The sequence below is a fragment of the Rahnella sp. RFA10(1/100) genome (genome assembly GCF_004195115.1).
Taxonomy (GTDB): Bacteria; Pseudomonadota; Gammaproteobacteria; order Enterobacterales; family Enterobacteriaceae; genus Rahnella; species Rahnella perminowiae.
The window spans coordinates 760,691-786,611 of record NZ_SEWR01000002.1; the positions used below are offsets into that span (position 1 = coordinate 760,691).

A 25,921-nucleotide genomic window follows, 5' to 3' on the forward strand; every position below is an offset into this window, starting at 1 on the left:
ACAAGAAATTATTAAACAACCCGCTTCGGCGGGTTTTTTTATGGGTGAAATATGCGACTTCTTGACGGTGAAATTATCAGAGGTGCAAAGGGTGGTGGGAGCAGTGCCCATACGCCGGTTGAGCAGGCAGATGATCTGTTATCCGAAGCAAAGTTAAAAATGGTCATTGCCCTTTCAGAAGGTGAAATTGAGGGTGATCTGGTTGCTCAGCAAATCTTCCTCAACGATACCCAACTGGCTAATGACGACGGCACCTATAATTTCACCGGTGTGAAATGGGATTACCGCAAAGGCACACAGGATCAGAGCTACCTTCAGGGCATGCCGGAGATTGATAATGAGTCGACCGTGGGAATTGAAGTCAAGGTGGCCTCACCGTGGACCCGCCAGTTCTCTAACCTGACGCTCGATGCCATCCGCATTAAACTCAGCCTGCCGATTCAGTATCAGTACAAAGACAACGGTGACATGGTGGGGACAGTCACTCAGTATGCGATTGACCTCTCTACCGACGGGGCAGCGTATCAAACCGTGGTGAATGGCTCGTTTGGCGGTAAAACAACCTCCGAGTATCAGCGTGATCACCGTATCGATCTGCCTTCCGCTACCACCGGTTGGACTATTCGCGTCCGGCGCATCACCCCTGATTCAACCTCCACCAAACTGATTAACGCCTTCAAGGTGTTTTCCTTTGCTGAGGTGATCGACAGCAAACTGCGCTATCCGAATACCGCACTGCTTTATATTGAGCTCGACTCCAGCCAGTTTAACGGGAGCGTGCCGAAAACCACCTGCAAGCCAAAGGGCAAACTGATCCGGGTACCCACAACCTATAACCCGGAAACCAGAACCTACAGCGGGACGTGGGCGGGTGATTTCAAAATTGCCTACAGCAACAACCCCGCGTGGATTTTCTACGACCTGGTGCTTGATGAGATTTATGGCATGGGCAGCCGGGTTGACGCGACCATGATCGATAAATGGGAACTTTACAGCATTGCGCAGTATTGCGACGAACCGGTTTCCAATGGGGCCGGGGGTACCGAACCACGTTTTACCTGTAACGTTTTCATCCAGAGCCAGCAGGATGCTTATACGGTGCTGCGGGATCTGGCCGCTGTCTTTCGTGGCATTACTTTCTGGGGCAATGATCAGATATTCGTGCGGGCCGATGTCCCGCAGGACGACGTAGATTTTACCTACCACAGTGCTAACGTGGTCGACGGTCTTTTCACCTATGCCGGGGGCTCCTATAAAAACCGGTTTTCCTCCTGTCAGGTAAGTTGGTCAGATCCGATAAACCATTATTCAGATACCATTGAAAGCGTTTATGAGCCTGATCTGGTTGAGCGATATAGCTGGAATGAAACCCAGCTTACGGCAATTGGTTGCACCTCTCAAAGTGAGGCACACCGCCGCGGGCGTTGGGTTATCCTGTCCAATGCCAAAGACGGTACAGTTTCGTTTGGTGTTGGTCTCGATGGTTATATTCCGATGCCAGCGGAGATCATTGGCATTGCTGACCCTTTCAGGGCGGGGAAAGCCAACGGCGGGCGCATCAGTGCGGTGAACGGCAGAAATGTCACCCTTGACCGTGTCGCAGATTACGGTATCGGCGACCGTCTTGTGGTGAATTTGCCGGATGGCACCGCGCAGACTCGAACCATCAGTGCCGTCAGCGCCGATAAGAAAACATACACCGTGGCCACGGCATATCGCATGGCACCGGTCGCTGGCGCAGTGTGGGCCATCGACAGCGATAATCTGGCTATTCAGTATTATCGCATCACCTCAATTTCCTCTAATGATGACGGTACCTTTACGGTGGCTGGTGTACAGCACGACCCGAATAAGTACCGTTACATTGATGACGGCGTGAAAGTAGATTCAGCGCCGATCACCGTAACGCCAACCAACGTGATGAAAGTCCCGGCCAATATCCTGATCACCGAAGTTGACCATATTGCTCAGGGGCTCACGGTGGCATCGCTTCAGTCATCCTGGGATAAAGTGGAGGGTGCGATAAATTACACTGCGCAATGGCGTAAAGACAACGGCGACTGGGTAAACATCGGCAAGACCAGTGCTCAGGGTTTCACCATTCAGGGTATATACGCCGGTGTTTACGACGTCCGCGTCCGTGCGATTAATGCGGTCGATGTGTCATCACCATGGGGATATGCAGATTCAACCACCCTGAATGGGAAGGTAGGCAAACCGGGAACGCCAACTAATCTGCTGGCGACCAAAGATGTCGTGTGGAATATCGATATCACCTGGGGATTCCCGGCCGGTTCCGGAGATACGGCTTATACAGAACTTGAGGTGACCACCACTGCGGACGGACTTAACCCGCAATTTCTCGCCTACGTTCCGTATCCAGGGGTGAGCTACCAGCACGGGCCAATGCCGGCAGGGGTGAGACGCTGGTACCGGGCACGCCTTGTTGACCGCATCGGCAATACCGGTGACTGGACTGCTTTTGTTGAAGGTGCGAGTAATGCCGACGCCGATGATATTCTCGGCGATATTATTGAAGACTTCATGAATTCGGAAGACGGAAAGGCGCTTCTAGCGCCCTTGCAAACCAGCCCGGAAGCCATTTTGCAAGATGTCCTGGCAACTTACGACACGGTAAACCAGCAATGGGCTCAGTACGGAGACAATAAGGCGGGGGTCATCCAGGCGCAAAAAGTGGCCGCCGATGCCGAAAGTTCTGTGGCTCAGCTTGAGACGGCTGTGGTGGCTCAGTTTGCCGAAACAGAAGCGGCACTTCAGGAGAAGTTTACCGCATACGCGGATGCCTCAGGCGGCTCAGCTATTTACACGCTGAAAACAGGTCTTAAATATGGTGGTGTTAATTATGACGCTGGCCTGTCTGTGGCGGTCACTATCAATGGCTCAACGGTTGATACCCGTGTCGCCATCAACGCAGATAAATTTGTGATTGCCAGCGGCAGTGGCAATAACATTTACTCTCCTTTCACGGTGCAAAACGGTCAGGTATTTATTTCCCAAGGGTTTATCGGAAATGGCTGGATCACCAACGCGATGATCGGCGATTACATCCAGTCTAATAACTATGTAGCGAATTCAGCTGGGTGGCAGTTGAATAAATCAGGCACCTTTTATATTAATGGTTCATCTGGAACCGGAAGGATGGTCATAACCAATAATATTATTCAGATTTTTGATGCAAATAACACTCTTCGTGTTCGTATGGGCCTTTGGTAAGGAGTGAATTAATGGCTCAAGGGATTCAATGTTGGGACGCGGCAGGTAACATAGTGGCTGATATCGGCGACTATAATTGCCGACTTTTAGGTACGGTGAATATTACCTCACCCGTAGCTTCAAACCCAGTCATTACAACATCGTTTTCAGGAATGACAGCTGCAGGTAGCTTTGCCGTTATCGTGGCTACTTCAAACCCCGCATATCCTTCGAACCTGTATGCATGCAGGGCGATAAACGGGGGGTTTAATACCTATCTCCTTACGACGTCATTATCGGTCTCCGTCACTCTTACTGTATATCTGTATGGATTTTTATGAGTGGATTTGAAACGTATAATACTGCTGGCGCTTTAGTTGTAAGTTCTGATTACACCGGTACTTATCTGCGTGATAGCAAAGCCTACTCTGCAATAACTGATGCAGGGTATTACAGTATCAATACCCCGATTGGAAACGGGACTGACATGGGATATGTGAGCAACCCGTATCCTGCAGATGGTAACCTATTGTGGTTTAAGTTTAATAACGGCGCGAAGATGATGTTCAATGGTGGGCAACCGTATGGCACTGTGAATGCTGGGACAATGGCTAGAACTGGGGTAGATGTGCCCACTACAAGCGGTTATCTCGATGTGTTTAATGCAGCAGGCGTATTAGTTTGGTCTGCTGTTACCGCCGCAAAAATCCCGAGAATACTTGGGTTCTTCGACATACCAGCTGGTTACGATCTGGATAACTCAGCGTATTCTCAAAACATCGGTTCAGGGACATTTATCCTTGCGAGTGCAACTCCTTCAAATCTTGGAGGGGATGGGGGTGTTTCAGGGTACTCTGGCCTCATGTTCTATTTTTCGGGTGGGGTTCTGAACGCATTCTGGCCCCGGCAAAACCAAAACACTTGGGCAGGCACTATGAAAAATTACGGCCTGCGGATACCTTATGCCACAATCCTTAATCTTTAATAAATTAACATTGTCGAAAAGATCACATTTACGATTTGAATTATTTCCTTCTTTGGTTTTATATAAGAAAAAAGGAAATTAAATGAAAACTTCAATGGCATTATTGTTCGCGTTAATACTCACTGGATGTAGCGTAGGACCTAATAAAGTTACATATCCGACCCGTGCTGGTGACCTTCGCGTTTCTGGAAATGTCAGCGTGCTCTATGACATCAGCGAAGAAGGCAGAACAACAAATATTAGGGTTTTGAACGCTGAACCAAAAAATTATTTTGAAAGATCAGTTAAGCAGGATGTATCAAAATGGCATTTTGCAAAGGATAATCCTCGCAAAGATGTTCGGTTAGACGTTTCATATCGGATTGATTAAAAACAACAAATTCATAAAAACCCGCTTCGGCGGGTTTTTTTATGCCCGGAGAAAAGCATGTCAGCAGGCACAATCGCATTAACCAATAATTCAGCAAACGTGACCGGTACCGGTACCGCCTTCACCACTGATTTAAAAGCGGGTGACTTCATTGTCGTAATCGTCGGCGGTGTGACCTACACGTTGGGGGTTAAAGCGACAACATCCGCAACAGCATTAACGTTAATCACTCCCTACAACGGACCTACAGCGACAGGTAACGCTTGGACCGTTGTACCGAATGCAACGCTGGTTGGTATTACTGCTCAGGTTGCCGCCGATGTTGCAAAGGCTATCCGGGGTTTAAATCTGGATAAGGCCAACTGGCAGCAAGTGTTCAGCGGTACGGGGAATATCACCGTGACCCTTCCTGATGGTTCTACTTATACAGGCCCTGCCTGGAATGACATTACTGCGACTTTAACAAAAGCCTACAATGACGGCGGCCTTCTCAATGCAATCGTCACCCCGAACTCTCTGGGAAATGCTGCCGACTTCAATATTTATTATCAGACCGCAAATGCCAACGCGTTAATTGCAAACGGCTATCCAATAGGGAAAGCCGGGACATTGTTCGTAACCAAGTCAGCGTATGGTTGCCAGCAGATGTATATCACTTTTCAGGGGGAGGCTTTTGTTCGTGGACTCACGGGTAATTTCAATTCAGCTGCGCCGAACTGGTCAGACTGGACGCCGATTTTCACAGGTAAAAGTACTATTCCACTCGCAAATGGTGGCACCGGTGCAACTACAGCAGCAGCAGCACGTAGTGCGCTCGGGATAACTCCGGGTAATATCGGGGCATTGGCTACTACTGGCGGAACTATGGCCGGTAATATTAATAGTTCCACCACCGGAGTTGGTTTTGTAAAGCTTGCGTCCGGGGTCAGCGGGCAAATCAATAACTTTGCAAATATTTATTTTAATAGTACGCAGTACATGCAGATCGATTTAATCAATAACGGTTCAAACGTAATAAGCAGGATTGTTACATGGAATGGCTCGTTTCACGTGTTCGGTTTCTATGATAACGGTAACGGCATTTGTGATGGGTCGTGGGTCGGTGGGTCGGATGAACGCTTTAAAGGTAACATTACAGACGTTACCAACGGCCTTGTTACTACGTTGAGCTGTAGGCATGTCACGTACGATAAGCAAGATGGCGGGCGAGAAATAGGTGTCATTGCGCAAGACGTTGAAAGATTCGCCGGTCATGCAGTAGTGAACGTGGGCAGGAAAGAATTCAGTAACGGCAAGTCCATAGATGACTTCAAAGCGCTAAATACTGCCGGTTTCGCCGCTGCCGCACATGGTAATGCCATCACAAGTCTCTTCGAATTATTGGATTTGGCGCTGAATGATCCCGATGCTGCGCGTTCTAAAATTGCAGAATACAAAGCTGCGATTGTTCCACCAGTTCCGCTGACTGCAGAGGAAAAAATCTTCGGCGGAAAAACCATGGATGAAATGCCAGATGATACAGACTTCACTGATACCGATCTTGTGGTGCCAGGAGAAGAGCAAGCCTCTTAAGTTTCTTTTGTTGTTGATCAGGCACCTGAGATTTCCCCGGTTTTTAAACTTCACAATTTAAAATTATCGTGATTATACTGTATGCATGAACAGTATTTTTTAAGGGAATCTATGCCAAAGAATTCAGACATCAGAGAGGCATTCGTCAGGAGCATCACGCGAGATCATAAGCGCGGCCAGGTTGTGACAACGGCTCGATTCGTTTCAGAGTTAGCGAAGCTTAATCACTTCTGGTCAAGGCAGGAGGCGAACGACTGGATAGTGCGCTATCAAACATGCTTTCGTGATTACACAGATCATCACGGCGACGATAAGAGTTATTTCATGATGAACATGGGCTATGTGATGTGAGGAGGGGAGTATGGGCTTTCCAAGCCCGGCGAGTGATTACATTGAGCACCGCCTTATCAATGATGCTGGTAACCAGGTGTTTGATGATACACCGTGCATCTGAAAAAGAGCCCGCGTTAACGGCGGGCTATCAGTAGGTAGTTACTCATGGCCTTGGCAGGCTTGCTGATCTTGTGTCAGCTGATATGAGAATAGCGCAAGGTGATGATTTTGCCAGATTACAGGCACAAAAAACCCGGCGCAGCGGCCGGGTTGATATTATGAAGCGCTTGAGGATGGACTCTTTGAGAATGCGGCAAACTTGTTCGAATTATTTATCAATCGCATACTCGTTACAATTGAAGATGAGTCTGACACTTTAGGTGAAGACGAGCTGTTGAGGTTTCTACTTCCATTACCAGTAACTGCACTATTACTGTTAAGGTTCATCATGACGTTTCCATCCTTCATAACTAATTGTATTGTTGATCATAAACTGTTGCAATGGAGCGCCTGGGATGACGATTTTTTGCAACAACCCTTGAGTTTTCATCTGGTATGAACAGGTATTTGTAGCCTCCACTAGTCCTCGAGTAACAGAATATTGAACCTGTTGTGAAGCACCGAGTGTAGTGTTGACATTAAAAGGCTTGGATAGTTCAAGTTCGGACTTAATATCGTAATAAATTCTTTTAATCAAGTCATAAAGTGCTGCAGATGGCTTTTCGATGTTCAATCCTAACTCATTGGTAGCCTCTCTTCTACTTATAGTGTAGTCGTGGCTGCCTGAGTCTGAACATAAAAAATTAACTATTTTGTCAACAGTTGCGGCATCTGAAATTTGAAAGTTCAGCAATCGCCTTGCTAACATTTGGATTTGAGTCTGAGCTCTGTATACACTACCAAGAACTAACGGGTGAACTTTATCGCTCAATTTAAGAAGGATGTTTAATGCATCTTCCGGATTTTTAATCCCTAATTCATCCTTTGCAAGTGACAAATAAGCCTTTATATCTTCGACACTTACAGGTGAAATGTTCTCTTGGCCGTTTATATTTACTATTGGATTTAGAGGTGTTGTTAGACTTGGGTCGATAGGACCTAAAGTGGCTTGTTTCGTCATTAAAATTTTATCTGCACCTAAAGCCATTATTGTTCCAGAGCTCAAACACTTAGAAGGAACAATGATCTCAAGCTCATCACAGAATTGCCTGAGTAAGTTTACCAAACTCCATGCAGTTAATGTCTCTCCACCCTTAGTATAAAGAATTAATGAGATCTTAGTAGTAACGCCAATCTCATCCAAGTGATTCACAAACAAATCATAAACTTCCGAATGAATCTTGGTTTCCATTCCTGGCCGATCACCAGTAACGTATGTGATTACTTTGGAGTTTCTCTCTTTCTCGAGCTGTTGATACAAGCTCACTCTATCTTGATACATTTTTCTTCCTTATAATTCCCTGAAAAGGAAAACCATCCAATCTTTGTTGGTGTGGCGCTGTGTGATCTAATTTATCGGCAATTACTTCAAAAACCTCATCCCACATCTCTGCGACCTCGCCACCCTGGCTTTCAGTCAGTGCCCAACATATCCAATAGCTATGATGAGAACTGCTATGCATACAACGCTGCTGGCCCGGATTATCTGATCTCGGTCTTTTCTATAGATAGCAAAAACTAGGGTAGGTAATGCCCAAATCATTAGAACTAAGCCAATTATTGAGTAAACAGACATTACCCTTCCTTAGTAACTACCCGCCAGGCATTGCAGCACCGCTAGCAAAGAACCACACCATGAATCCAACCGCACCGAGTAGCACGATAACTGGGGGAATAAATTTAAGGTTCATCAAAGTTTCTCAGTAAAGTTTTGACGTCGACAGGTCTGTAGAGGTGCCGTCAATGACCCATGCAGATATGTTAGTGCTTAAAATTGTTCTGAGGCCATATTAGACTGAAAGTTTTGGAACACAAATACTGGGGATTTAACGAGTGAAATCAGAAGTGGGCAAACCGGCCAGCGCATTCAACCACGAGGCCTCTGACCGGTTGCCGTCATGACAGGAAAAATATATTTTTGGCTGTTTCTGGTGTCAAGCATGACATTGCAATTCACTGGTCAGGCTGAAACCAGTCATCCGCACTTTCCCACGTGTCCTGCAGCATCACATCAATCACTTCTTTGTCATGAGTGGTCCCACCCATCACTACCAGCTCGACGAACGCTGAACGTTGCATCTGGGTAACTCCGTTCAAGCCTCTTCTGAAACTCCTCTCTAAATGCTTCTACCGCACCGGCGGGCAATTGCTTGGTTTTATCGATAGTCACTTCTACACGCATAAATCCCCCTTATTCCACACCGAGCCAGTTACCGGCATCGTCAAACATCTCTTCAACTATTCCCGCCAGAACCGCCTTCTGTGCTTTGCTGGCGTCCGTGTTCACCATTGGCTTAACCTTCACGTCAGCATCAGGGAAGGCGCCATGAACCCGCTTGGTCAGTTCAGCCAGGATCAGAGCATTGGCGTTCGGCACACCCGCAATATTTCTTTTGTCGTAAATCAGCTCAACAAACATAAACAACCCCATTTCATTATACTGGTTGTATGTGCAATATAATTAAATTTTCAACCGATCAACCGATGACATCACTTTAAGCGATGCAAATTTATCGTGGAGCGACTGAGGGGAGATTTCCCGATACACCTTCCCATAATAGACGTATTGAGCCTCAGCTAAGCCAGAATTCTATGCGTAACGACTATTTTACCGGTTTAGAAGTTGGGAAAACTTCATAATTTCGGTCTTTCACGATTTGTAACCTACTGAGATAAATAGGTATAAATACCTATTTATATTATGAAGTTTTGGCATAACTATATGGATCATCTAAAAACTACGCAGGATTTAAAATCCATTATGCAGGCTCCACTACATCCAAAAAAACCTCCCCAAAACCATTTTCAACTATATGAAATAAAAGGAATTTATTTAACGTTTAAAAGCATGCGTTTTGAAGTGGAAATGTGATTTATATATATGATTTTTAAGGTTTAAGTTTAGTTTTCGCATTGCTGCCGTACAGGCAGCTTAGAAAGCGTAGTCACCCGGGATGGCTTGTACATTCCAGTTCACTGCCGTTCTGGTAATGACACAATACGTTGCAATTAATAAATTGCTCAGCAACTTAATGAATGGGATATATATCACATCAGTGAGAGGTTTAAATATGGCACCCTGTTTTAGGTGTTTTATTAAGCTGAAAAGATAAAAACAGATGTTATGTTTTTATGAAACTACTCCCGTTATATTGCAACATCAAATCAACAATGCCTGAAAGCGGTAATTCCATTATTGATATTTACCCTGGTGGCGTTATTTTTATACATGAATTTTGATTAAATCAGGGAATGATAACCAGATGGCTAACGCATTGATGCCTGGCGAGTTAAAAACGATTCTGCATTCTAAACGGTCAAATATTTATTACCTGCAATATTGCCGTGTATTAGTGAATGGCGGGCGGGTTGAATATGTGACGGAAGAAGGCAGGCAGTCGTTGTACTGGAATATCCCTATCGCCAATACCACGGTAGTGATGCTGGGAACCGGCACGTCAGTGACACAGGCGGCGATGCGTGAATTTGCCCGTGCGGGCGTGCTGATCGGGTTTTGTGGCGGGGGCGGAACCCCGCTTTACTCGGCGAATGAAGTCGAGGTGAATGTCTCATGGCTGACGTCTCAAAGTGAATATCGTCCGACGGAATATCTTCAGCAATGGGTCAGCTTCTGGTTCGATGAACAGAAACGGCTGGCGGCAGCGGTGGCGTTCCAGAAGGTGCGCAGTGAGCAAATTCGTAAACACTGGTTAAGTGCAACGCTGGCCCGTGAAACCGCTTTCCAGCTGGATACTTCCCGGACAGAATCTCTGTTGCAACGTTTTGAACAAAGCCTGCCAAAGTGTCAAAACATCGGTGAACTGATGGCACAGGAGGCCGTCATGACAAAAGCATTATACAAGCTGGCCGCTACGGCAGCGTGTTATGGCGATTTTACTCGTGCGAAACGTGGCGGGGGTGTGGACGTGGCTAACCGTTATCTCGATCACGGCAACTATCTGGCGTACGGACTGGCTGCTACGGCGGTGTGGGTAATAGGTCTGCCACACGGTCTGGCGGTTATGCATGGCAAAACACGGCGCGGCGGTCTGGTATTTGACGTCGCCGATCTCATTAAAGATGCACTGATCCTGCCCCAGGCTTTTATTGCCGCCATGAACGGCGAAGATGAACAGGAATTTCGTCAGCGTTGCCTGAATCATTTTCAGCGTGCGGATGCGCTCGATATTATGATTGAAACCGTGCAGAACGTCGCGCAAGAAATAAGTCAGCGATAATGAATATATTACTGGTGTCGGAATGTAATAAAAAAGCACTGACTGAAACGCGGAGAATCATTGATCAGTTTGCTGAACGCAAAGGAGAACGGACATGGCAAACGGCAATTACCCTGGAAGGGCTGAATACATTACGTCAGATACTCAAAAAAACCGCACGCAGAAATACAGCCGTTGCCTGTCATTGGATTAAATCAAATAATCAGACTGAAGTGCTTTGGATAGTCGGAAATATTCGCAAGTTTAATGACAAAGGGACAGTGCCGACCAATACCACACAACGGGATATTATAAAGTCTGACAGCGAAAATGCTTTTCACAGTGTGCAGACCATCGGACTTCTGGCCGCTATCGCCGGGCTTTTCCATGATTTTGGCAAAGCCAGTCTGCTGTTTCAGAATAAACTCAACGGACAGGGGAAAGGCTTCGAGCCATTCAGGCACGAGTGGGTGTCGGTGCGTTTATTCCAGGCGTTTGTCGGCCAGCAGACCGATGAGCAATGGCTGACCCGTTTGCAGCATGTCAGTGCTGAACACGAAAATGCCATGATACAAAATCTGGCCCGCAATAATGTCAGCCACAGTTATAACAGTCCGCTTGAAGGTCTGCCGCCGGTAGCGCGTCATGTCGCCTGGCTGATTGTTTCTCATCATCGCCTGCCGGTTTATCCGCGTCGAAACGACAACTACATCAACCCGCCGCAACTTGCTGATATTCAGCACTGGCAGGATAAGCAGTTTGCGCCGTGCTGGAACTCCACCAATATGGATGCGCCATGGACAGCTAAAGAACAACGTGCCGTCTGGCAGTTCCCGCACGGCACGCCGGTGCAAAGTGCAACATGGCGCAGGAAAGCGCAAAAATTTGCCGCACGCGCGCTGCAACTGCCGTTGTTTACCTCGCCACATATCGCGCCTGAATGCCGTCTGACCCGCCATCTTGCCCGGCTGGTACTGATGCTCGCCGATCATTTGTACTCTTCGCTGGATGCAACAGCGGGCTGGCAGGATCCGGCGTTTCCGGCGATTGCCAACACCGACAGAAAGAGCGGCAGAGCCAAACAGCAACTTGATGAGCATAATATTGGTGTCAGCCAGAATGCATGGTTGCTGGCGCGTGGACTGCCCTATTTGCGGGAGACCTTACCGGCGATCACCCGGCATAAAGGTTTTAAAAAACGCGCTCAGCAGGAAAGATTTCGCTGGCAGGATAAGGCATTCGACTTAACCTGCGGGCTGCGTGAAAGTGCATGTCAGTACGGCTTTTTTGGCATCAATATGGCATCGACCGGTTGCGGGAAAACGCTGGCGAATGCGCGGATTATGTACGGGCTGGCTGATGAAACGCGCGGATGTCGCTTCTCTGTCGCCCTTGGCCTGCGAACCCTGACCTTACAGACCGGCGATGCGCTTGGCGAAAAACTGCATCTTGATAAAGAAGATCTGGCGGTGCTGATCGGTTCGCAGGCGGTGCAGAAACTGCATCAGCTTAATCATGATACCGGTGGCGTGAACCGTAACGGCAGCCAGTCTGCGGACGAACTTTTCGCGGAACATCAGTATGTGCGTTACGAAGGGTCGCTTGATACCGGCCGGTTGGGGCAGTGGCTCAAAGGCAAAGACACTCTCCTGAAACTCATCAGTGCCCCGGTTCTGGTGACGACGATAGACCATCTTATGCCTGCCTGTGAAAGCCTGCGCGGCGGTCATCAGATCGCCCCGATGCTCAGGCTGCTGACGGCTGACCTGGTTCTTGACGAGCCTGATGATTTTGATATGGCCGACCTGCCTGCGTTGTGCCGTCTGGTGAACTGGGCGGGAATGCTGGGTTCGCGGGTTTTACTTTCTTCAGCGACGCTGGCACCGGCGCTGGTGCAGGCATTATTCAGTGCGTATGTCGCGGGAAGGAAAGATTACCAGCAAGCCTGCGGGCAGCCCGGGTTGCCGGTGAATGTATGCTGTGCATGGTTTGACGAATTTCATGTAGCGGAAAGCCAGCATATAAGCGGAAAGTCTTTTGGCGAAAAACATCGCGAATTTGTAGCAAAACGGGTGCCGTTATTACAACAGGCCAGCCCGCTGCGGCAGGCCACCCTGATCACGGTGTCGCCGGAAAGTGCCCGTGAGCAGGATGTCTTAAATGCGGTATCAGCGCGCGTTCATCAGTCGTTACTTGCGCTGCACAATGCGCATCACCGTGGCAAAAATCTGACCGTCGGTATTGCCCGTATGGCAAATATCGATCCGCTGGTCGCGGTGGCAAAACGCCTGATGTCAACGCCGTCTCCGGCAGGCATACAATTACATTATTGCGTCTATCACAGCCAGTATCCGCTGGCGATGCGGGCCCGTATCGAAAATCGTCTTGATGCTATGCTGACCCGCCATGACGAAGAGGCGATCCGGCGGGTAAATGAAGTCTGCCAGGCTTTCGCTGCGCATCCGGGAGAACAGCATATCTTTGTGGTCCTTGCCACCTCTGTCGCGGAAATCGGCCGTGATCATGATTATGACTGGGCCATTGCTGAACCCAGTTCAATGCGATCGCTTATCCAGCTTGCCGGACGCGTTCAGCGCCACCGGCGCTCAGCCCCGCAATGTCCCAATATTCATATCCTGCATAAAAACGTTAAAGCGCTGAAAAAGGTGATACCTGCGTATTGCAAACCGGGTTTTGAAAGCAGTACGCATGAGTTTTCCAGCCATGATTTACACGATTTACTGCGCCGGGAAGAATACGAAATTCTCAACGCTATTCCCCGTATACAGGAACGTGATACGCCGGATCCCCTGATGAGCCTGACCGATATGGAGCACGGGCGTTTATGGCCAGAATTACTGGGCCGAAAGCCATGCGGGGAAAACTATGCCGCGCGCTGGTGGCGCGAAGATGCAGACTGGTGCGGTGAATTACAACAGCGGACGCCTTTCAGGCAATCGGCATGCGATCAGCAATATTATCTGTGGCTGGAGGAAGAGGGCGATGAGCCACGTTTCCGTCAGCCTGATGAGGGAGTCGAAGGCTGGAAAGACAGCAGCGGATTTAAGGCCATTGAACAGGAATATGCCGAAGGCGTCAGTCCGTGGATGGAGATGAACTGTGAAATCCTCTATCAGGATCTGGCAGACAGCACCGGCTGGGAGCTGGACCGCATCAGTAAAACGTTTGGAGAAATCTGTTTAGCCGACAGCGAAAACCAACGGTGGCACTGGCATGAAGCATTAGGGGTGTTTGGTGCACTCGGCTGAGTGCACTGCTGCCTGTACGGCAGTTGATGTGATGGAAATTGAGTACCTAAAGCGTATTGCAAAATTCTAAGCTGCCTGAACGCCAGTCTGATGAATACTAGTCTGTCTAATAAAAAATATCCATGGGTGAAATGCGTTCTCTTTAAAATTATTAATTGAAATTTAATTCCTGGTACGCGGCAGATAGTCAGCAGGGATGGGGTGGTCGCGGATTAAGGTGATACTCTAAATTGTATTGCAAAGGAGGTGATACAACTTCGGTAAAATGTGATCTTGAACATTTTTTTATATTGTATGATGTTATTATTGTCTTCTTGTCTGATAAAGACTCATTAAAACAATAGGATAACATATGCAAAGGTATAGGGTTGTCATTTATATATTGATAGGTTTTATGCTTTTGTTTTTTTCGGGTAATACTCAGACGTCCAGACAGGAGAGAATTGAATCTACGTATTTAAAAAAATGACTTAGATAAATAACTAATATATTCGTAAGCAATGCTTTTGCCGGTTGTTAATTAAATTTAAAGGGAAGAAAAATGGAAGGAAATAACTTATGTAAGTTCATTGTTTCTTACATTCACGACCGCTATCAGCTCAAGCTGGATGCATTCAACAAAGCCGCCGACAAACAATTGTCCGCTGCCAGCGCGGAAGAGCAAGCCGGGCTTGAGCAGCAGCTTTTTGAACAACGCCGCGAACTGGAAAAGAAATATGACGTCCGCACCTGGCTGACCGATGCGGCCGCGCGTGCGGGGCAAATCAGTCTGGTGACACATGCGGTAAAATATTTTCATGGTGATGCTAAAGGCAGCAGTGTGTACAGCACGGTGACAGGCACTGAAACGGCTTATCTGTCCACGGCGACGTTGTATTCACCTGCCGTTGATGCCGTCGGCAACTCCGCTGCGCTGGACGTGGCAAAATTGCTGCAAACCGTGCATGAAGGCGATTCATTACTGGCTTGCCTCAAACGCGGTGATTTCTCGGCGCTGAGGGCATTAGCGGAAAATGAGGCCCAGTCAGAGCAATGGATCAGCGGTTTTATGCAGGCGCTGTCGGATAAAACGCTCTCGACGCACCAGCTCGCTAAACAGCTTTATTTCCCGGTTTCTGATAAAGGCGATTACCATCTGCTCAGCCCGCTTTATTCATCTTCACTGGCGCATGCCTTATACCAGCGCATCAGCTATTCCCGTTACAGTGATGGATCCGTAGCCGCCCGTAAAGCACGCCGCGAAGGGCACTGGCATCCTGAAGCCGTTCAGTATTTTCCTGATCTCGCGGTACAAAATATGGGAGGCACCAAGCCACAAAATATCTCCTATCTGAACAGTGCGCGTGGCGGTAAAAATCACCTTCTGCGTTGTGCGCCGCCGCAGTGGCAGCAATCCCTTAAGCCGCCTGTCTCGCATAAAACTTTTCTGGCGGCGGTTTCTCCCAAAATCACGCGTGTCGTCTCTGACCTGCGTCGTTATCTGCACAGTATTTCTGAGCGCGACAACAATATGGAAATCCGCCAGCAGCGTGCTGAATACGTGGATGAACTGATCGGTATGATCTTCAGCTATGCCGCCGAAATTCAGTCACTGACAGACCTTCAGGGCTGGAGCCAACAAGAAGACTGCATTCTGAAAGCGGCGCACCAGCTCTGGCTTGATCCGTTGCGTCAGCATACTGATCCTGATTTTAAACTGCGGCGCGAAGGCGGCGAATGGGTCACCGAGATTGCTGAGGATTTTGCCCACTGGCTGAATACCCGACTGAATAAGGACGAAAAACTGAATATGGGTGCGGTCGAATTCCGCGAATGGGCGAGGTTAATGCGTAGCCGTCTGCGGGAATTTGAGGTGGCTCAGCAGGAGAACTGGCAATGAGTTATCTGATTGTTCTGCCTCATGTACAGGTCGAAAATGCCAATGCCATTTCCGGCCTGACCTACGGTTTTCCGGCGATCACCCATTTTCTGGGGTTTACCCATGCGCTTTCACGCCAGGTTCAGCAGAGCCACGGGCTGCAATTTACCGGCTGCGGTGTCGTGTGCCACCGGCAACAGATTCAGGCTTATCAGGCCAGCGAACGGGGCGACCATTATTTTGCGCTGACGCGTATCCCGCTGACAAAAGAAGCGAAAACTGCACCTTTCAATGAAGAAGGGCGGATGCACATGACCGTCACGCTTTTTATAGAATGTGAAGGCAGCATTGCCCATGGCGATGCCGGGGCCAGGGAACTGGAACAACATCTGCAATGGCTTTGTGTTACTCAGCGGCTGGCGGGCGGCACGGTGATCTCAATGAAACCGGTACGGGTGATGGCGCTGCCGCAAAACGGCGATGAATTGCAACATATCACCCGCCGCGAAATGTACCGCGCATTGCCGGGTTTCGCACTGGTTGACCGTTCTGAACTGCTGGCGCAACACTTTGCCGGACGACAGGCGCAGGATCCGCAGGCGGAAATGATCGACGCCTGGCTGGATTTCGCCAGTATCACTTACCGTGCCGGACCGCACGATGATGGCTCCGCTGAATGGGAATATCAGCCGAAACCTGCGAAAGGTTATCTGGTGCCGCTGATGGTGGGGTTCACCCCGATTTCACCGTTATATGCCCCCGGCGATGTGGCAAAAACCCGGGATACGTCAACGCCGTTCCGTTTTGTCGAAGCGGCCTATGGCGTCGGCGAATGGCGCAGCCCGCATCGCATCACTGATATTCATCAGCTTCTCTGGCGATACCCCGTAAGCAGCGAAAACTACCTCTGCAGCCATGCTAAACCGCTGCAGGAAGCCGACTTAACTGAACAAGAACATTCCGATTTTTAATCATTGAAACAAGGAAAGCACAATGACCAAAACCACCGTAAAAACCGCGTCTGTCCTGGCTTTTGAACGCAAACTGGCAAACTCGGACGCACAGATGTTCGCCGGTAACTGGCAGGACTGTAAAGATACGCAGACATGGCAGCCGGTCGAAATCCAGGAAAAAGCCGTACGCGGCACCATTTCCAACCGCATGAAAAATGCCGCTTCCACCGATCCGACAAAACTCGATGCTGAGATTCAGAAACCCAACCTGCAACGTGTAGACGTTGCGGCGCTGCCGTTTGATACGGATACCCTGAAGCTCCGCTTTACCCTGCGCGTACTCGGCAACCTTTCTTCCCCGTCAGTGTGTAATGATCAGGATTATCAGGCCGCTCTCGCGGCAGTGATTGATGGTTATCGCACTGAACATGGCTTTGGCACGCTGGCGGCCCGTTATGCGGAAAACCTGGCTAACGGGCGTTTCCTCTGGCGTAACCGGATTGGCGCGCAAGGCATTGCCGTTCATGTTACGCATAATACGCAGTGCTGGGAATTTGAGGCGGACGAATTCAACCTGCGTCAGTTCAGCCAGCCAACCGGTGATCTGGCTGAACTGGCGGCTGTCATTGAGGAGGGGCTGAGTGGTAAGGAGGCTGTGCTGCTGACCGTGGAGGCCTTTGCCCGTCTGGGCGCAGGCCAGGAAGTTTTCCCTTCTCAGGAACTGGTCCTGGACTCAAGCCGTGACACTAAAAAAAGTAAAATCCTTTATCAGGCAGGGGGCATTGCGGCATTGCATTCACAAAAAATCGGCAATGCGCTGCGCACGATTGATGACTGGTATCCGGATGCCGAAGTGGAAGAACTCGGTCCGATCGCCGTCGAGCCTTACGGATCCGTGACCAGCAAGGGTAAAGCTTATCGCCAGCCAAAACAGAAAATGGACTTCTACACGCTGCTGGATAACTGGGTGACGAAAGATAAAAAGCCGGACACGGAGCAACAGCATTACGTTATCGCCACGCTGATACGCGGCGGCGTTTTCGGTGAGAAAGGGGAGTAAAGGCCAGCATGGAAAGTTATCAGGAAATTCGCGTTCTGCCCGACCCGGAATTTGGCACCGAACTGCTGATGGCTGCGCTGTTTGCCAAATTGCATCGCGCGCTGGGGCAATATGCCGCCGGGAAAATAGGCATCAGTTTTCCGCATTACGGTCAGAAACCCGGGGATATCATCCGCCTGCACAGCAATGCCGGTACGCTGACAGCGTTCGGTCAGACTCAGTGGCTGAAGGGGCTGCGTGATCAGGTCGATGTCAGTGAAATCCGCGACGTCCCGTCCGGTACGCAATACTGCTGTTTCAGCCGTGTACAGGTTAAAAGCAATCCGGAAAGGCTGCGCCGTCGGTCGGTTAAAAAAGGCTGGCTGAGTGAAGAGGAAGCGCTTCAACGCATCCCCGACAGCAAAGCGCAGGTCACGGCACTGCCTTTTATTCAGGTAAAAAGCCTCTCGACCGGTGAAGTGTTCAGACTGTTTATCCGGCGTGGGGTATTGCAGCCTGAACCTGTTCAAGGGGAATTTGGGGCATACGGGCTGAGTGCAGTGGCAACAGTGCCGTGGTTTTGAGGCTATGGCCAGGGGCAGGCCCAACGTTGCGGGCCCCCCGTTCATCCCGGCAGACTTCTTTCGGCTGATTCCTTGCGCCACATTGTCGGTGTCATCCCAAGCCGCTGGCGGAAGTGATGGCGCAGGGTTTCGGGTGATCCAAAACCGGCCTGTTCGGCGACGCGGTCAATGCTTAATGTGCCGTTTTCCAGCAGCGCGCAGGCTTTTTCCAGCCGCACGTTCAGCATCCATTCGCCCGGTGTGGTGCCGGTCGCATCATGGAAACGGCGCAGAAAGGTGCGGCGGCTCATTCCGGCTTGCGCGGCGAGCTGATCAATCACCAGCGGCGTATTAAGGTGGCCGCGTAAGTCATCGAGCAACGGGGCGAGCGTTTTTGTCTGTTGCCGCGGTACCGGTTGGCGGATCAACTGAGCCTGATTGCCTTCGCGCAGGGGCGGAGTTACCATGCGGCGCGCCGTACGGTTAGCGACTTCAATACCATAATCACGACGGATCAGATGCAGACACACGTCGACCCCCGCCGCACCTCCGGCAGAAGTAATGATGTTGCCTTCATCGACATAAATCATGCCATGCTCCACCTGCACGTCAGGGAATTTCTTCGCCAGTGCATCGGTGCTGTTCCAGTGCGCCGTCGCCCGTTTACCGTCCAGCAAACCCGCAGCGGCCAGCACGAAACTTCCTGCGCAGATCGACACAATTCGTGTCCCGTTATGGTGAGCCTTTTGCAGTGCAGCCATCAGCCGGTCAGAAGCCGGTTCATGTATGCTTCGCCAGCCGGGAATGACAATTGTGCCGGCGTCTTCCAGCAGTTCCAGCCCGCCGTCCACCATCAGCCGCACGCCGCCTTGTGCGCCGAAAGTTCCTTCTTCGACCGATGCGACGGATAACGCGTACAACGGTTCGCCTGTAAGTTCATCGGCACGTCCAAAGGCTTCGACGGCAATCCCGAACTCGAAAGTGCACAGACACTCATAAGCCAGCAATACCAGTCGCCGGTTGGGCGCAGCGGGATAACGCGGAGAACACATCAGTGGCAGATCAACTTTTTGCATAACAGGATAACCATCAGGTTGGCATAATCTTGACGATACATGGCACACAGGCAGATTTCTACTCTGCCGCCAATCTTCCATGCTAAGCCTCTCTTATCCCCGCAGGATTTAAGCATGAAAAACACACTCGCCCTGATGGCCGTTTGTCTGGCCGCCCTGATGTCGGGGCTGGAAATTTCCAGTGTCCCCGTCTTATCACCGGTACTCGAACGGGAACTGCATACCAGCTTCCGCGAGCTTCAGTGGATCATGAACGCTTATACGCTCGCCTGCACCACGGTACTGATGGCGATCGGTACGCTGGCAGACCGGTATGGTCGTAAGCGTGTTTTTATCATCAGTATTGCTGCGTTCGGACTGACCTCGCTGATGTGTGGTCTCGCGGGAAGCGCACAATGGCTTATCGCAGGCCGTTTTCTTCAGGGACTGAGCGGCGGTGCCATGCTGACCTGTCTGATTGCCATTCTTTCAACGCAGTTTCCGCAAGGGAAAGCGCGCAGTCAGGCGTTTGCCGCCTGGGGAATTACGTTTGGTTTCGGATTAGGCTTCGGCCCGATCATCGGCGGCTCGCTGGTCGCCTGGCTGAGCTGGCGATGGGTGTTTCTGGTTCACGTGTTTATCGCCGTCCTGACCCTGATACTGGCGCTGAAAAACGTGATGGAATCCCGTGATGAACAGGCTAAAAAACTGGATCTTGGCGGTCTGATAACCCTTTCGGTGACAGTTATGGGTGCGACCTTTCTCATTACTCAGGGCGGCAGCCTGGGCTGGAGCAGCGTCACAGCCGGTGTTGTTTTGCTGGCAACTGCCGTCAGCGCGGTCATGTTCATCCGGATTGAAAAATACCATCCACATCCGATGTTTGATTTTTCGGTCTTCCGCGTCCGGGCATTTTCTGGTGCGCTGATGGGATCGGTCGGGATGAATTTCAGCTTCTGGCCGTTGATGATTTACCTGCCCGTGTATTATCAGGGCGCGCTGGGTTATGGCAGTGTCGCCACCGGCACCGCATTGCTGGCTTATACGTTACCCACGTTGCTGATGCCGCCGCTCGGTGAAAAACTGACGGCACGTTTTGGCGCGTCACGCGTGATCCCGCTGGGATTATTCACCCTGGGCGCAGGGTTTATGCTGATGCAAATCGCGGTCCTTCATCACCTGAGCTTATTGCCGGGCGCGTTGCTGGCAGGTATCGCGCTGGGGCTGACCAATACGCCTGTCACCAATACCACAACCGGCTCCGTTGCGCCAAACCGTGCGGGAATGGCCTCGGGCATTGATATCAGTGCCCGGCTGATTACGCTGACGATTAACATTGCGCTGATGGGAATCCTGCTTGTGACGGGAATTACCGCCAGCCTGAAAGAATTAATGCCTGCTGAAAGGGATCTCTCTTTGCTGGCAGAGCGTATCGCAGGTGGATCAGTCATTGAAACCCTGCAAAGCGGGCAGGTTGCACAGGCGCTGACGCAAGGATTCGCCGGTATTCTGATCTATGGCGCGGCTGGCGTCTGGGTACTGGCGCTCCTCAGTTATTGGCTTTTTAACGACAAGGGGCGGCGTAAAACAGTGACTTGCGAGCCGTCCTGAGTTTACAAATCAGCGTTGCATATCATGCAGCGCATTTTTGCGTGATGCCTTCCATTTGCCTGAAAAATAACCACTTTCTCTGTGCGTCTTCTGACTGAATATGGCGTGATAGCACTGCGGGACGGGGCTTCACGGAAAGAGTCGTGATGCAAAATGATAATTTGATTAAGTACGACATCTGGCGTACATTGAGGCCTCATGAGTTTCAGAGAGATCAAATGGAAGGTGATTGAATGTTTGAAGAATGGAAATATTGAATTTGAGGCAAGACGCGGGATTCAGCTTAAGAATTTGTTAAGTACGGGTGACATCTCGCCCTTTGAAGTGGCTGCCTTAATCGGCAGGGCATCCGGAGATAATTATCAGGTTCGCCCCTACCATTTTGACAGCAGTATTGATGTCCACATCATCACCGTCAGTAGTGCCGGAGTACCCTGGTACATCAAGTGGTATTTTACAGAGCCCACCAGTGTTTTTATCAGCGTTCATCATTAAGGAAGAATATGATTATTTATAAAGTCGGGGACGAGAAAAAGGCGATGTGTGGCGTGTGTGAGGCTTTTCGCATTGTCAGCTATCAGCTGCGCGATGTGCCGTTTGATGACGGCAGCGGTATGGTGAAAAATATCATCGCGGGAGTGTGTAAAACCTGTGACAGCGTTGCGGTGATCCCTTATCAGTCTGTGCCTGCCATCAAAAAGCAGTTGCAGAGACAACGCAAAGCCGTGGAAACCCGTGTGCCTGCGCACATGATTGATCTGTTAAATATGGCGAGTGCAGAGTTGGGGGCAACCCCTGATTTTGTGCCTTTACTGCTGAAGTATTACATTCATCAACTGGCATCAAACCCGGAAGCCGCCCTGCATCTGGTGACCTTGCTGACGTCAGAGCTGGCGACCGGTCTGGCTAATAAGCGCCTTTCCCTGAAAGGGCGGGAAATCGGTAATGATATTGAAAAGCTCAAAACCCTTTCCCAAATCGATAACACCACAGAATTACTTAAAGGTGTGGTGCTGATGATTCATCACGACCTTCTGATAAATCCGGATGCCCAACGCATCGCAGTGTTAAAGAGTTTTGTCGCCACCGTCGCCTGATATCCTTCCCCCCCCGAAAAAATCCGATCCCGATCACATAAAGTTCCTGTTTCCCCTGCCGATAACTGTTCCAGATAATTCTCATTTGAAAAGGAACAACATGTTTAACCGTATGAAAGTGGTCACGGGCATCGTGATCTTACTGGTGGTCTTCGGTGCTTTACAGTTGGTATCCGGCGGCCTGTTCTTTAAATCGTTAAAGACTGACAAAGATAATTTCACCACTTCTCAGCAAATCCGTTTACAGCAGGCAGAGTTTAATGCCAGCTGGATTTATCTTCTGCAAACCCGTAACACCCTCAACCGCGCGGGTATCCGCTTTATGCTCGACGCAAACCAGATGGGCAGCGGTGCAACGGTCAAAGAACTGATTGATACCGCAACCAAAGATCTGCAAATCGCCGATCAGCACTTTGCCAGTTATCAAAAAATCCCGGTCGATGCCAGCCAGAATCCGCAATTTGCCGCCGATGCCAAAAAGCAATATCAGGTGCTGCATGATGCGCTTTCGGAACTGATTGAGCTGATTGGTCTGGGGCGTATTAATGACTTCTTCGAACAACCGACGCAGCAGTATCAGGATAACTTCGAAAAAGCGTTCGTCACCTATATCGATCAGAACGACCGTTTGTATAACGATGCGGTGAAGGTCAGTGAGAACTCCTTCACGCATGCTATGTGGATGCTGGGTTCTGTGTTGATTGTGCTGGCAATTTTCATTCTGCTGGCCTGGACGGGCGTGCAACGCATCCTGATCCATCCGCTGAAAAATATCGTCGATACCATACGTAAAATTGCAACCGGTGATCTGACGCACGAAATAGTCGTGAAAAGCCGTAATGAAATCGGCCAGCTTGCCGATAGTCTCAAGTACATGCAGGACGAACTGATCCGCACGGTCTCAGGCGTACGTCACGGCGCTGATGCCATTTACAGCGGCGCAAGCGAAATCTCCGCAGGCAACAGCGATTTATCGTCACGTACGGAACAGCAGGCGTCTGCGCTGGAAGAAACCGCTGCCAGCATGGAACAACTGACCGCGACCGTGAAACAGAACGCGGAAAACGCCCGTCAGGCCAGCCAGCTGGCACTGAGCGCGTCCGAAACCGCACAGAAGGGCGGGAAAGTGGTGGCAAACGTGGTCGATACCATGAATGACATCGCCAGCAGCTCGAAAAAGATCACTGACATTACCGGTGTGATCGACGGGATTGCTTTCCAGACCAACATTCTGGCGTTAAACGCCGCCGTTGAAGCGGCGCGTGCGGGCGAGCAGGGCCGCGGATTTGCGGTTGTGGCCGGTGAAGTCCGTACCCTGGCGCAGCGCAGCGCGCAGGCAGCAAAAGAAATTAAAGGGCTGATTGATGATTCTGTCAGCCGCATTAATACCGGTTCAGTGCTGGCGGAAAGTGCCGGCGAAACCATGCATGACATGGTGAATGCCGTCACCCGTGTGACTGACATTATGGGCGAAATCACCTCGGCATCCGATGAACAAAGCCGCGGGATTGAGCAGGTCGCACAGGCTATCACTGAAATGGATCGGGTGACGCAGCAGAACGCTTCACTGGTTGAAGAGTCCGCGTCCGCTTCGGCGGCGCTGGAAGAGCAGGCGAGCCTGCTGACGCAATCAGTGGCCGTGTTTACGCTGAGTCAGACCACAAATAACAACGTGCGCCAGAACCCGGCTTCTTCGGGCAGACTGCCTCTGTTGACTCCGAACCTGTCAGGTTCTAAGGCCGGTAACGGTGGAGCGCAGGGGGCAGATTTAACCGAAAACTGGGAAACTTTCTAAGTACGTATATGACATCGCAACCCGAAATAATCAGGTTTGCCGTTAACGCAAATGCAGACCTGAGTATGCAGGGTATAAGAATAAAGGTGCCGGTCTGGGCTGGCACCTAATGAGGTTATCCATGTTTAAGCACATCCGTGTGTCCACCTGCATGTTTCTGTTATTGATAGTGTTCTTTGTTATGCAACTGGTTAACAGCGGGTTATCGCTGCACGCCGCCCACACGGATAAATTGAATTTTGAGCAGATATCCAACACCGCTGAACAGCGTGATGCGCTCAGCCAGTCCTGGTCATATCTGTTGCAGACCCGTAATACCCTTAACCGCGCGGCAACGCGTCTGGCGCTGAAACAGCCCCAGGAAAATATCACTCAGCTGATGTCAGATGCCAAAGCCAGCCTGAAAAAAGCAGAAGAGGCTTACGCTGCGTTTCTGGCTCTGCCACGCAGAACAGAAAAAGCCGTTGCGCTGACCGCCGTGAACAAAGCGAGCTATCAGCAACTGCACGATATGTTGCAGACACTGACTGATCTGCTGTCCGCCGGCGACATGAATGGTTTTCTGAACGGTCCGGCGCAAAAGTACCAGGATCAGTTCCAGAAAGATGTGGGTGATTACACCGATTACGTCGGCGCCCGCTTCCGTGAAGCGCAAATGCAAACGGCGGCGTCTTACCAGAATGTCATGATCAACACCTCCGTCGTACTGGTGCTGCTGATTGCCCTGACGGCACTGGCGCTGGTTGTGACCCGCCGCATTCTGTTTACACCGCTGACCATTATGCGCGGACATTTCGACCGCATCGGAGCCGGTGATATTTCATCCCCCATCATTGCGCAAGGGCGTTACGAAATTAAAGTCATGCTGGAAAGCCTGCAACAGATGCAAACGTCGCTGGCAGAAACCGTGCGTACCGTGCGTCATGGCGCGGACACCATGTTCTCCGGCCTGAAAGGGATTGCGGCGGGCAACACCGATTTGTCTTCACGCACTGAACAGCAGGCGTCGGCGCTGGAAGAAACCGCAGCGAGCATGGAACAGCTGACCGCCACCGTGAAACAGAATGCCGAAAATGCCCGGCAGGCCACGCAACTGGCGCGTGATGCGTCGAATACGGCTGAAAAGGGCGGTGAACTGACCAGCAATGTGGTGAAAACCATGAATGACATCGCGGGCAGTTCGAAGAAAATCAGTGCGATCACCAGCGTCATTGATGGCATTGCATTCCAGACCAACATACTGGCCCTGAACGCCGCAGTCGAAGCGGCACGTGCCGGTGAACAGGGGCGTGGGTTTGCGGTCGTGGCCGGCGAGGTGCGGAGTCTGGCACAGCGCAGCGCACAGGCGGCGAAAGAAATTAAAGCGCTGATAGATGAATCTGTCAGCCGCGTCAGTCAGGGTTCCCAACTGGTGGAATCTGCCGGAAATACCATGGATGACATTGTTCGGGCTGTTACCCGCGTCACCGACATTATGGGTGAAATCGCTTCGGCGTCTGATGAACAAAGTCGCGGTATCGAACAGGTATCGATTGCCGTAACTCAAATGGATCAGGTGACACAGCAAAACGCCACACTGGTTCAGCAGGCCGCTTCTTCCACACATGCGCTGGAAATCGAGTCTGAAAATCTGACCCATGCGGTATCAGTATTCCGACTTTCCTCCGCGGACAGTGCCTTACGCCGCAGCGGACAGGCTCAGGGCTTTACGCCCCGCCAGGTGGCACAGCCTGCGTTACTTCCGGCCACCGCACGTGCGGCATCGGCAGATAACTGGGAAACCTTCTGACATCGGATGAAGAGTGAATTGGGTACCCGTTACACCACCTGTC

17 protein-coding genes and 2 pseudogenes are annotated in these 25,921 nt (G+C 50.4%); 15 read left to right on the top strand and 4 right to left on the bottom strand.

All coding sequences use genetic code 11. The annotated features are described in order from the left end of the window. Positions 1-51 precede the first annotated feature (51 nt). The 4 genes from ETV65_RS10170 to ETV65_RS10185 all read left to right on the top strand — a co-directional run bounded on the left by ETV65_RS10170 (position 52) and on the right by ETV65_RS10185 (position 6,140). Positions 52-3,234, top strand: a complete 3,183-nt coding sequence (locus ETV65_RS10170) for a host specificity protein J (RefSeq protein WP_129952734.1) — start codon at positions 52-54, stop codon at positions 3,232-3,234. 316 nt (positions 3,235-3,550) lie between these two features. After that, entirely contained in the window at positions 3,551-4,198 is a 648-nt protein-coding gene (locus ETV65_RS10175) for a hypothetical protein (RefSeq protein ID WP_129952735.1), read from the top strand. An 82-nt stretch (positions 4,199-4,280) separates the two neighbouring features. Beyond that, positions 4,281-4,568, top strand: a complete 288-nt coding sequence (locus ETV65_RS10180; RefSeq protein ID WP_129952736.1) for a TonB family protein — start codon at positions 4,281-4,283, stop codon at positions 4,566-4,568. A 57-nt stretch (positions 4,569-4,625) separates the two neighbouring features. Continuing rightward, the gene (locus tag ETV65_RS10185; RefSeq protein ID WP_240782820.1) at positions 4,626-6,140 is read left to right on the top strand and encodes a pyocin knob domain-containing S74 family peptidase; all 1,515 of its coding nucleotides are present in this window, start codon (positions 4,626-4,628) and stop codon (positions 6,138-6,140) included. Positions 6,141-6,909: 769 nt separating this feature from the next. On the opposite strand, the gene ETV65_RS10190 is transcribed toward ETV65_RS10185, so the two are convergent. The 3 genes and pseudogenes from ETV65_RS10190 to ETV65_RS10200 form a co-directional block, all read right to left on the bottom strand. After that, complete coding sequence (locus ETV65_RS10190) at positions 6,910-7,914, bottom strand: serine protease (protein ID WP_129952737.1); 1,005 nt, start codon at positions 7,912-7,914, stop codon at positions 6,910-6,912. Between the two features lie 671 nt (positions 7,915-8,585). Continuing rightward, positions 8,586-8,814, bottom strand: a pseudogene (locus ETV65_RS10195) (DinI-like family protein). A gap of 9 nt (positions 8,815-8,823) precedes the next feature. Beyond that, entirely contained in the window at positions 8,824-9,051 is a 228-nt protein-coding gene (locus ETV65_RS10200) for a DinI-like family protein (RefSeq protein WP_129952738.1), read from the bottom strand. 844 nt (positions 9,052-9,895) lie between these two features. On the opposite strand from ETV65_RS10200, the gene cas1f reads away from it, so the two are divergent. From cas1f to cas6f, 6 genes are all read left to right on the top strand, one after another. Beyond that, positions 9,896-10,870, top strand: coding sequence for a type I-F CRISPR-associated endonuclease Cas1f (cas1f, locus tag ETV65_RS10205; RefSeq protein WP_129952739.1), 975 nt, complete (start codon positions 9,896-9,898; stop codon positions 10,868-10,870). Beyond that, positions 10,870-14,118, top strand: coding sequence for a type I-F CRISPR-associated helicase Cas3f (cas3f, locus tag ETV65_RS10210; protein ID WP_129952740.1), 3,249 nt, complete (start codon positions 10,870-10,872; stop codon positions 14,116-14,118). The genes cas1f and cas3f overlap by 1 nt, the downstream gene beginning before the upstream one ends. Before the next feature lie 541 nt (positions 14,119-14,659). Next, positions 14,660-15,997 carry a type I-F CRISPR-associated protein Csy1 gene (csy1, locus tag ETV65_RS10215; RefSeq protein ID WP_129952741.1) on the top strand — a complete coding sequence of 446 codons (1,338 nt, stop codon included), beginning with the start codon at positions 14,660-14,662 and terminating at the stop codon, positions 15,995-15,997. After that, the gene (csy2, locus tag ETV65_RS10220; protein ID WP_129952742.1) at positions 15,994-16,947 is read left to right on the top strand and encodes a type I-F CRISPR-associated protein Csy2; all 954 of its coding nucleotides are present in this window, start codon (positions 15,994-15,996) and stop codon (positions 16,945-16,947) included. The genes csy1 and csy2 overlap by 4 nt, the downstream gene beginning before the upstream one ends. Positions 16,948-16,969: 22 nt before the next feature. Beyond that, on the top strand, positions 16,970-17,989 hold the full coding sequence (gene csy3 / locus ETV65_RS10225; RefSeq protein ID WP_129952743.1) for a type I-F CRISPR-associated protein Csy3: 1,020 nt from the start codon (positions 16,970-16,972) through the stop codon (positions 17,987-17,989). 8 nt (positions 17,990-17,997) lie between these two features. Further along, on the top strand, positions 17,998-18,552 hold the full coding sequence (gene cas6f, locus ETV65_RS10230) for a type I-F CRISPR-associated endoribonuclease Cas6/Csy4 (protein ID WP_129952744.1): 555 nt from the start codon (positions 17,998-18,000) through the stop codon (positions 18,550-18,552). Between the two features lie 41 nt (positions 18,553-18,593). Here the strand turns inward: cas6f and ETV65_RS10235 are convergent, their stop codons facing one another. Then, positions 18,594-19,607: a helix-turn-helix domain-containing protein gene (locus ETV65_RS10235; protein ID WP_129952745.1), complete on the bottom strand. Its 1,014-nt coding sequence runs from the start codon at positions 19,605-19,607 to the stop codon at positions 18,594-18,596. A gap of 114 nt (positions 19,608-19,721) precedes the next feature. Between ETV65_RS10235 and ETV65_RS10240 the strand changes: the two genes are divergently transcribed. From ETV65_RS10240 to ETV65_RS10260, 5 genes and pseudogenes are all read left to right on the top strand, one after another. Continuing rightward, the gene (locus ETV65_RS10240) at positions 19,722-21,197 is read left to right on the top strand and encodes an MFS transporter (RefSeq protein WP_129952746.1); all 1,476 of its coding nucleotides are present in this window, start codon (positions 19,722-19,724) and stop codon (positions 21,195-21,197) included. Positions 21,198-21,395: 198 nt separating this feature from the next. Next, positions 21,396-21,692 (top strand): hypothetical protein, encoded by a 297-nt coding sequence (locus tag ETV65_RS10245; protein ID WP_037034842.1) that lies wholly within the window; start codon positions 21,396-21,398, stop codon positions 21,690-21,692. Positions 21,693-21,700: 8 nt separating this feature from the next. Then, a complete protein-coding gene (locus ETV65_RS10250; protein ID WP_129952747.1) occupies positions 21,701-22,294 on the top strand; it encodes a hypothetical protein in 594 nt (197 codons plus the stop codon). Between the two features lie 100 nt (positions 22,295-22,394). Then, positions 22,395-23,948 (top strand): annotated as a pseudogene (locus tag ETV65_RS10255) (methyl-accepting chemotaxis protein); the annotation flags it as partial. A 262-nt stretch (positions 23,949-24,210) separates the two neighbouring features. Next, positions 24,211-25,878, top strand: a complete 1,668-nt coding sequence (locus tag ETV65_RS10260) for a methyl-accepting chemotaxis protein (protein ID WP_129952749.1) — start codon at positions 24,211-24,213, stop codon at positions 25,876-25,878. Positions 25,879-25,921: the final 43 nt, after the last annotated feature.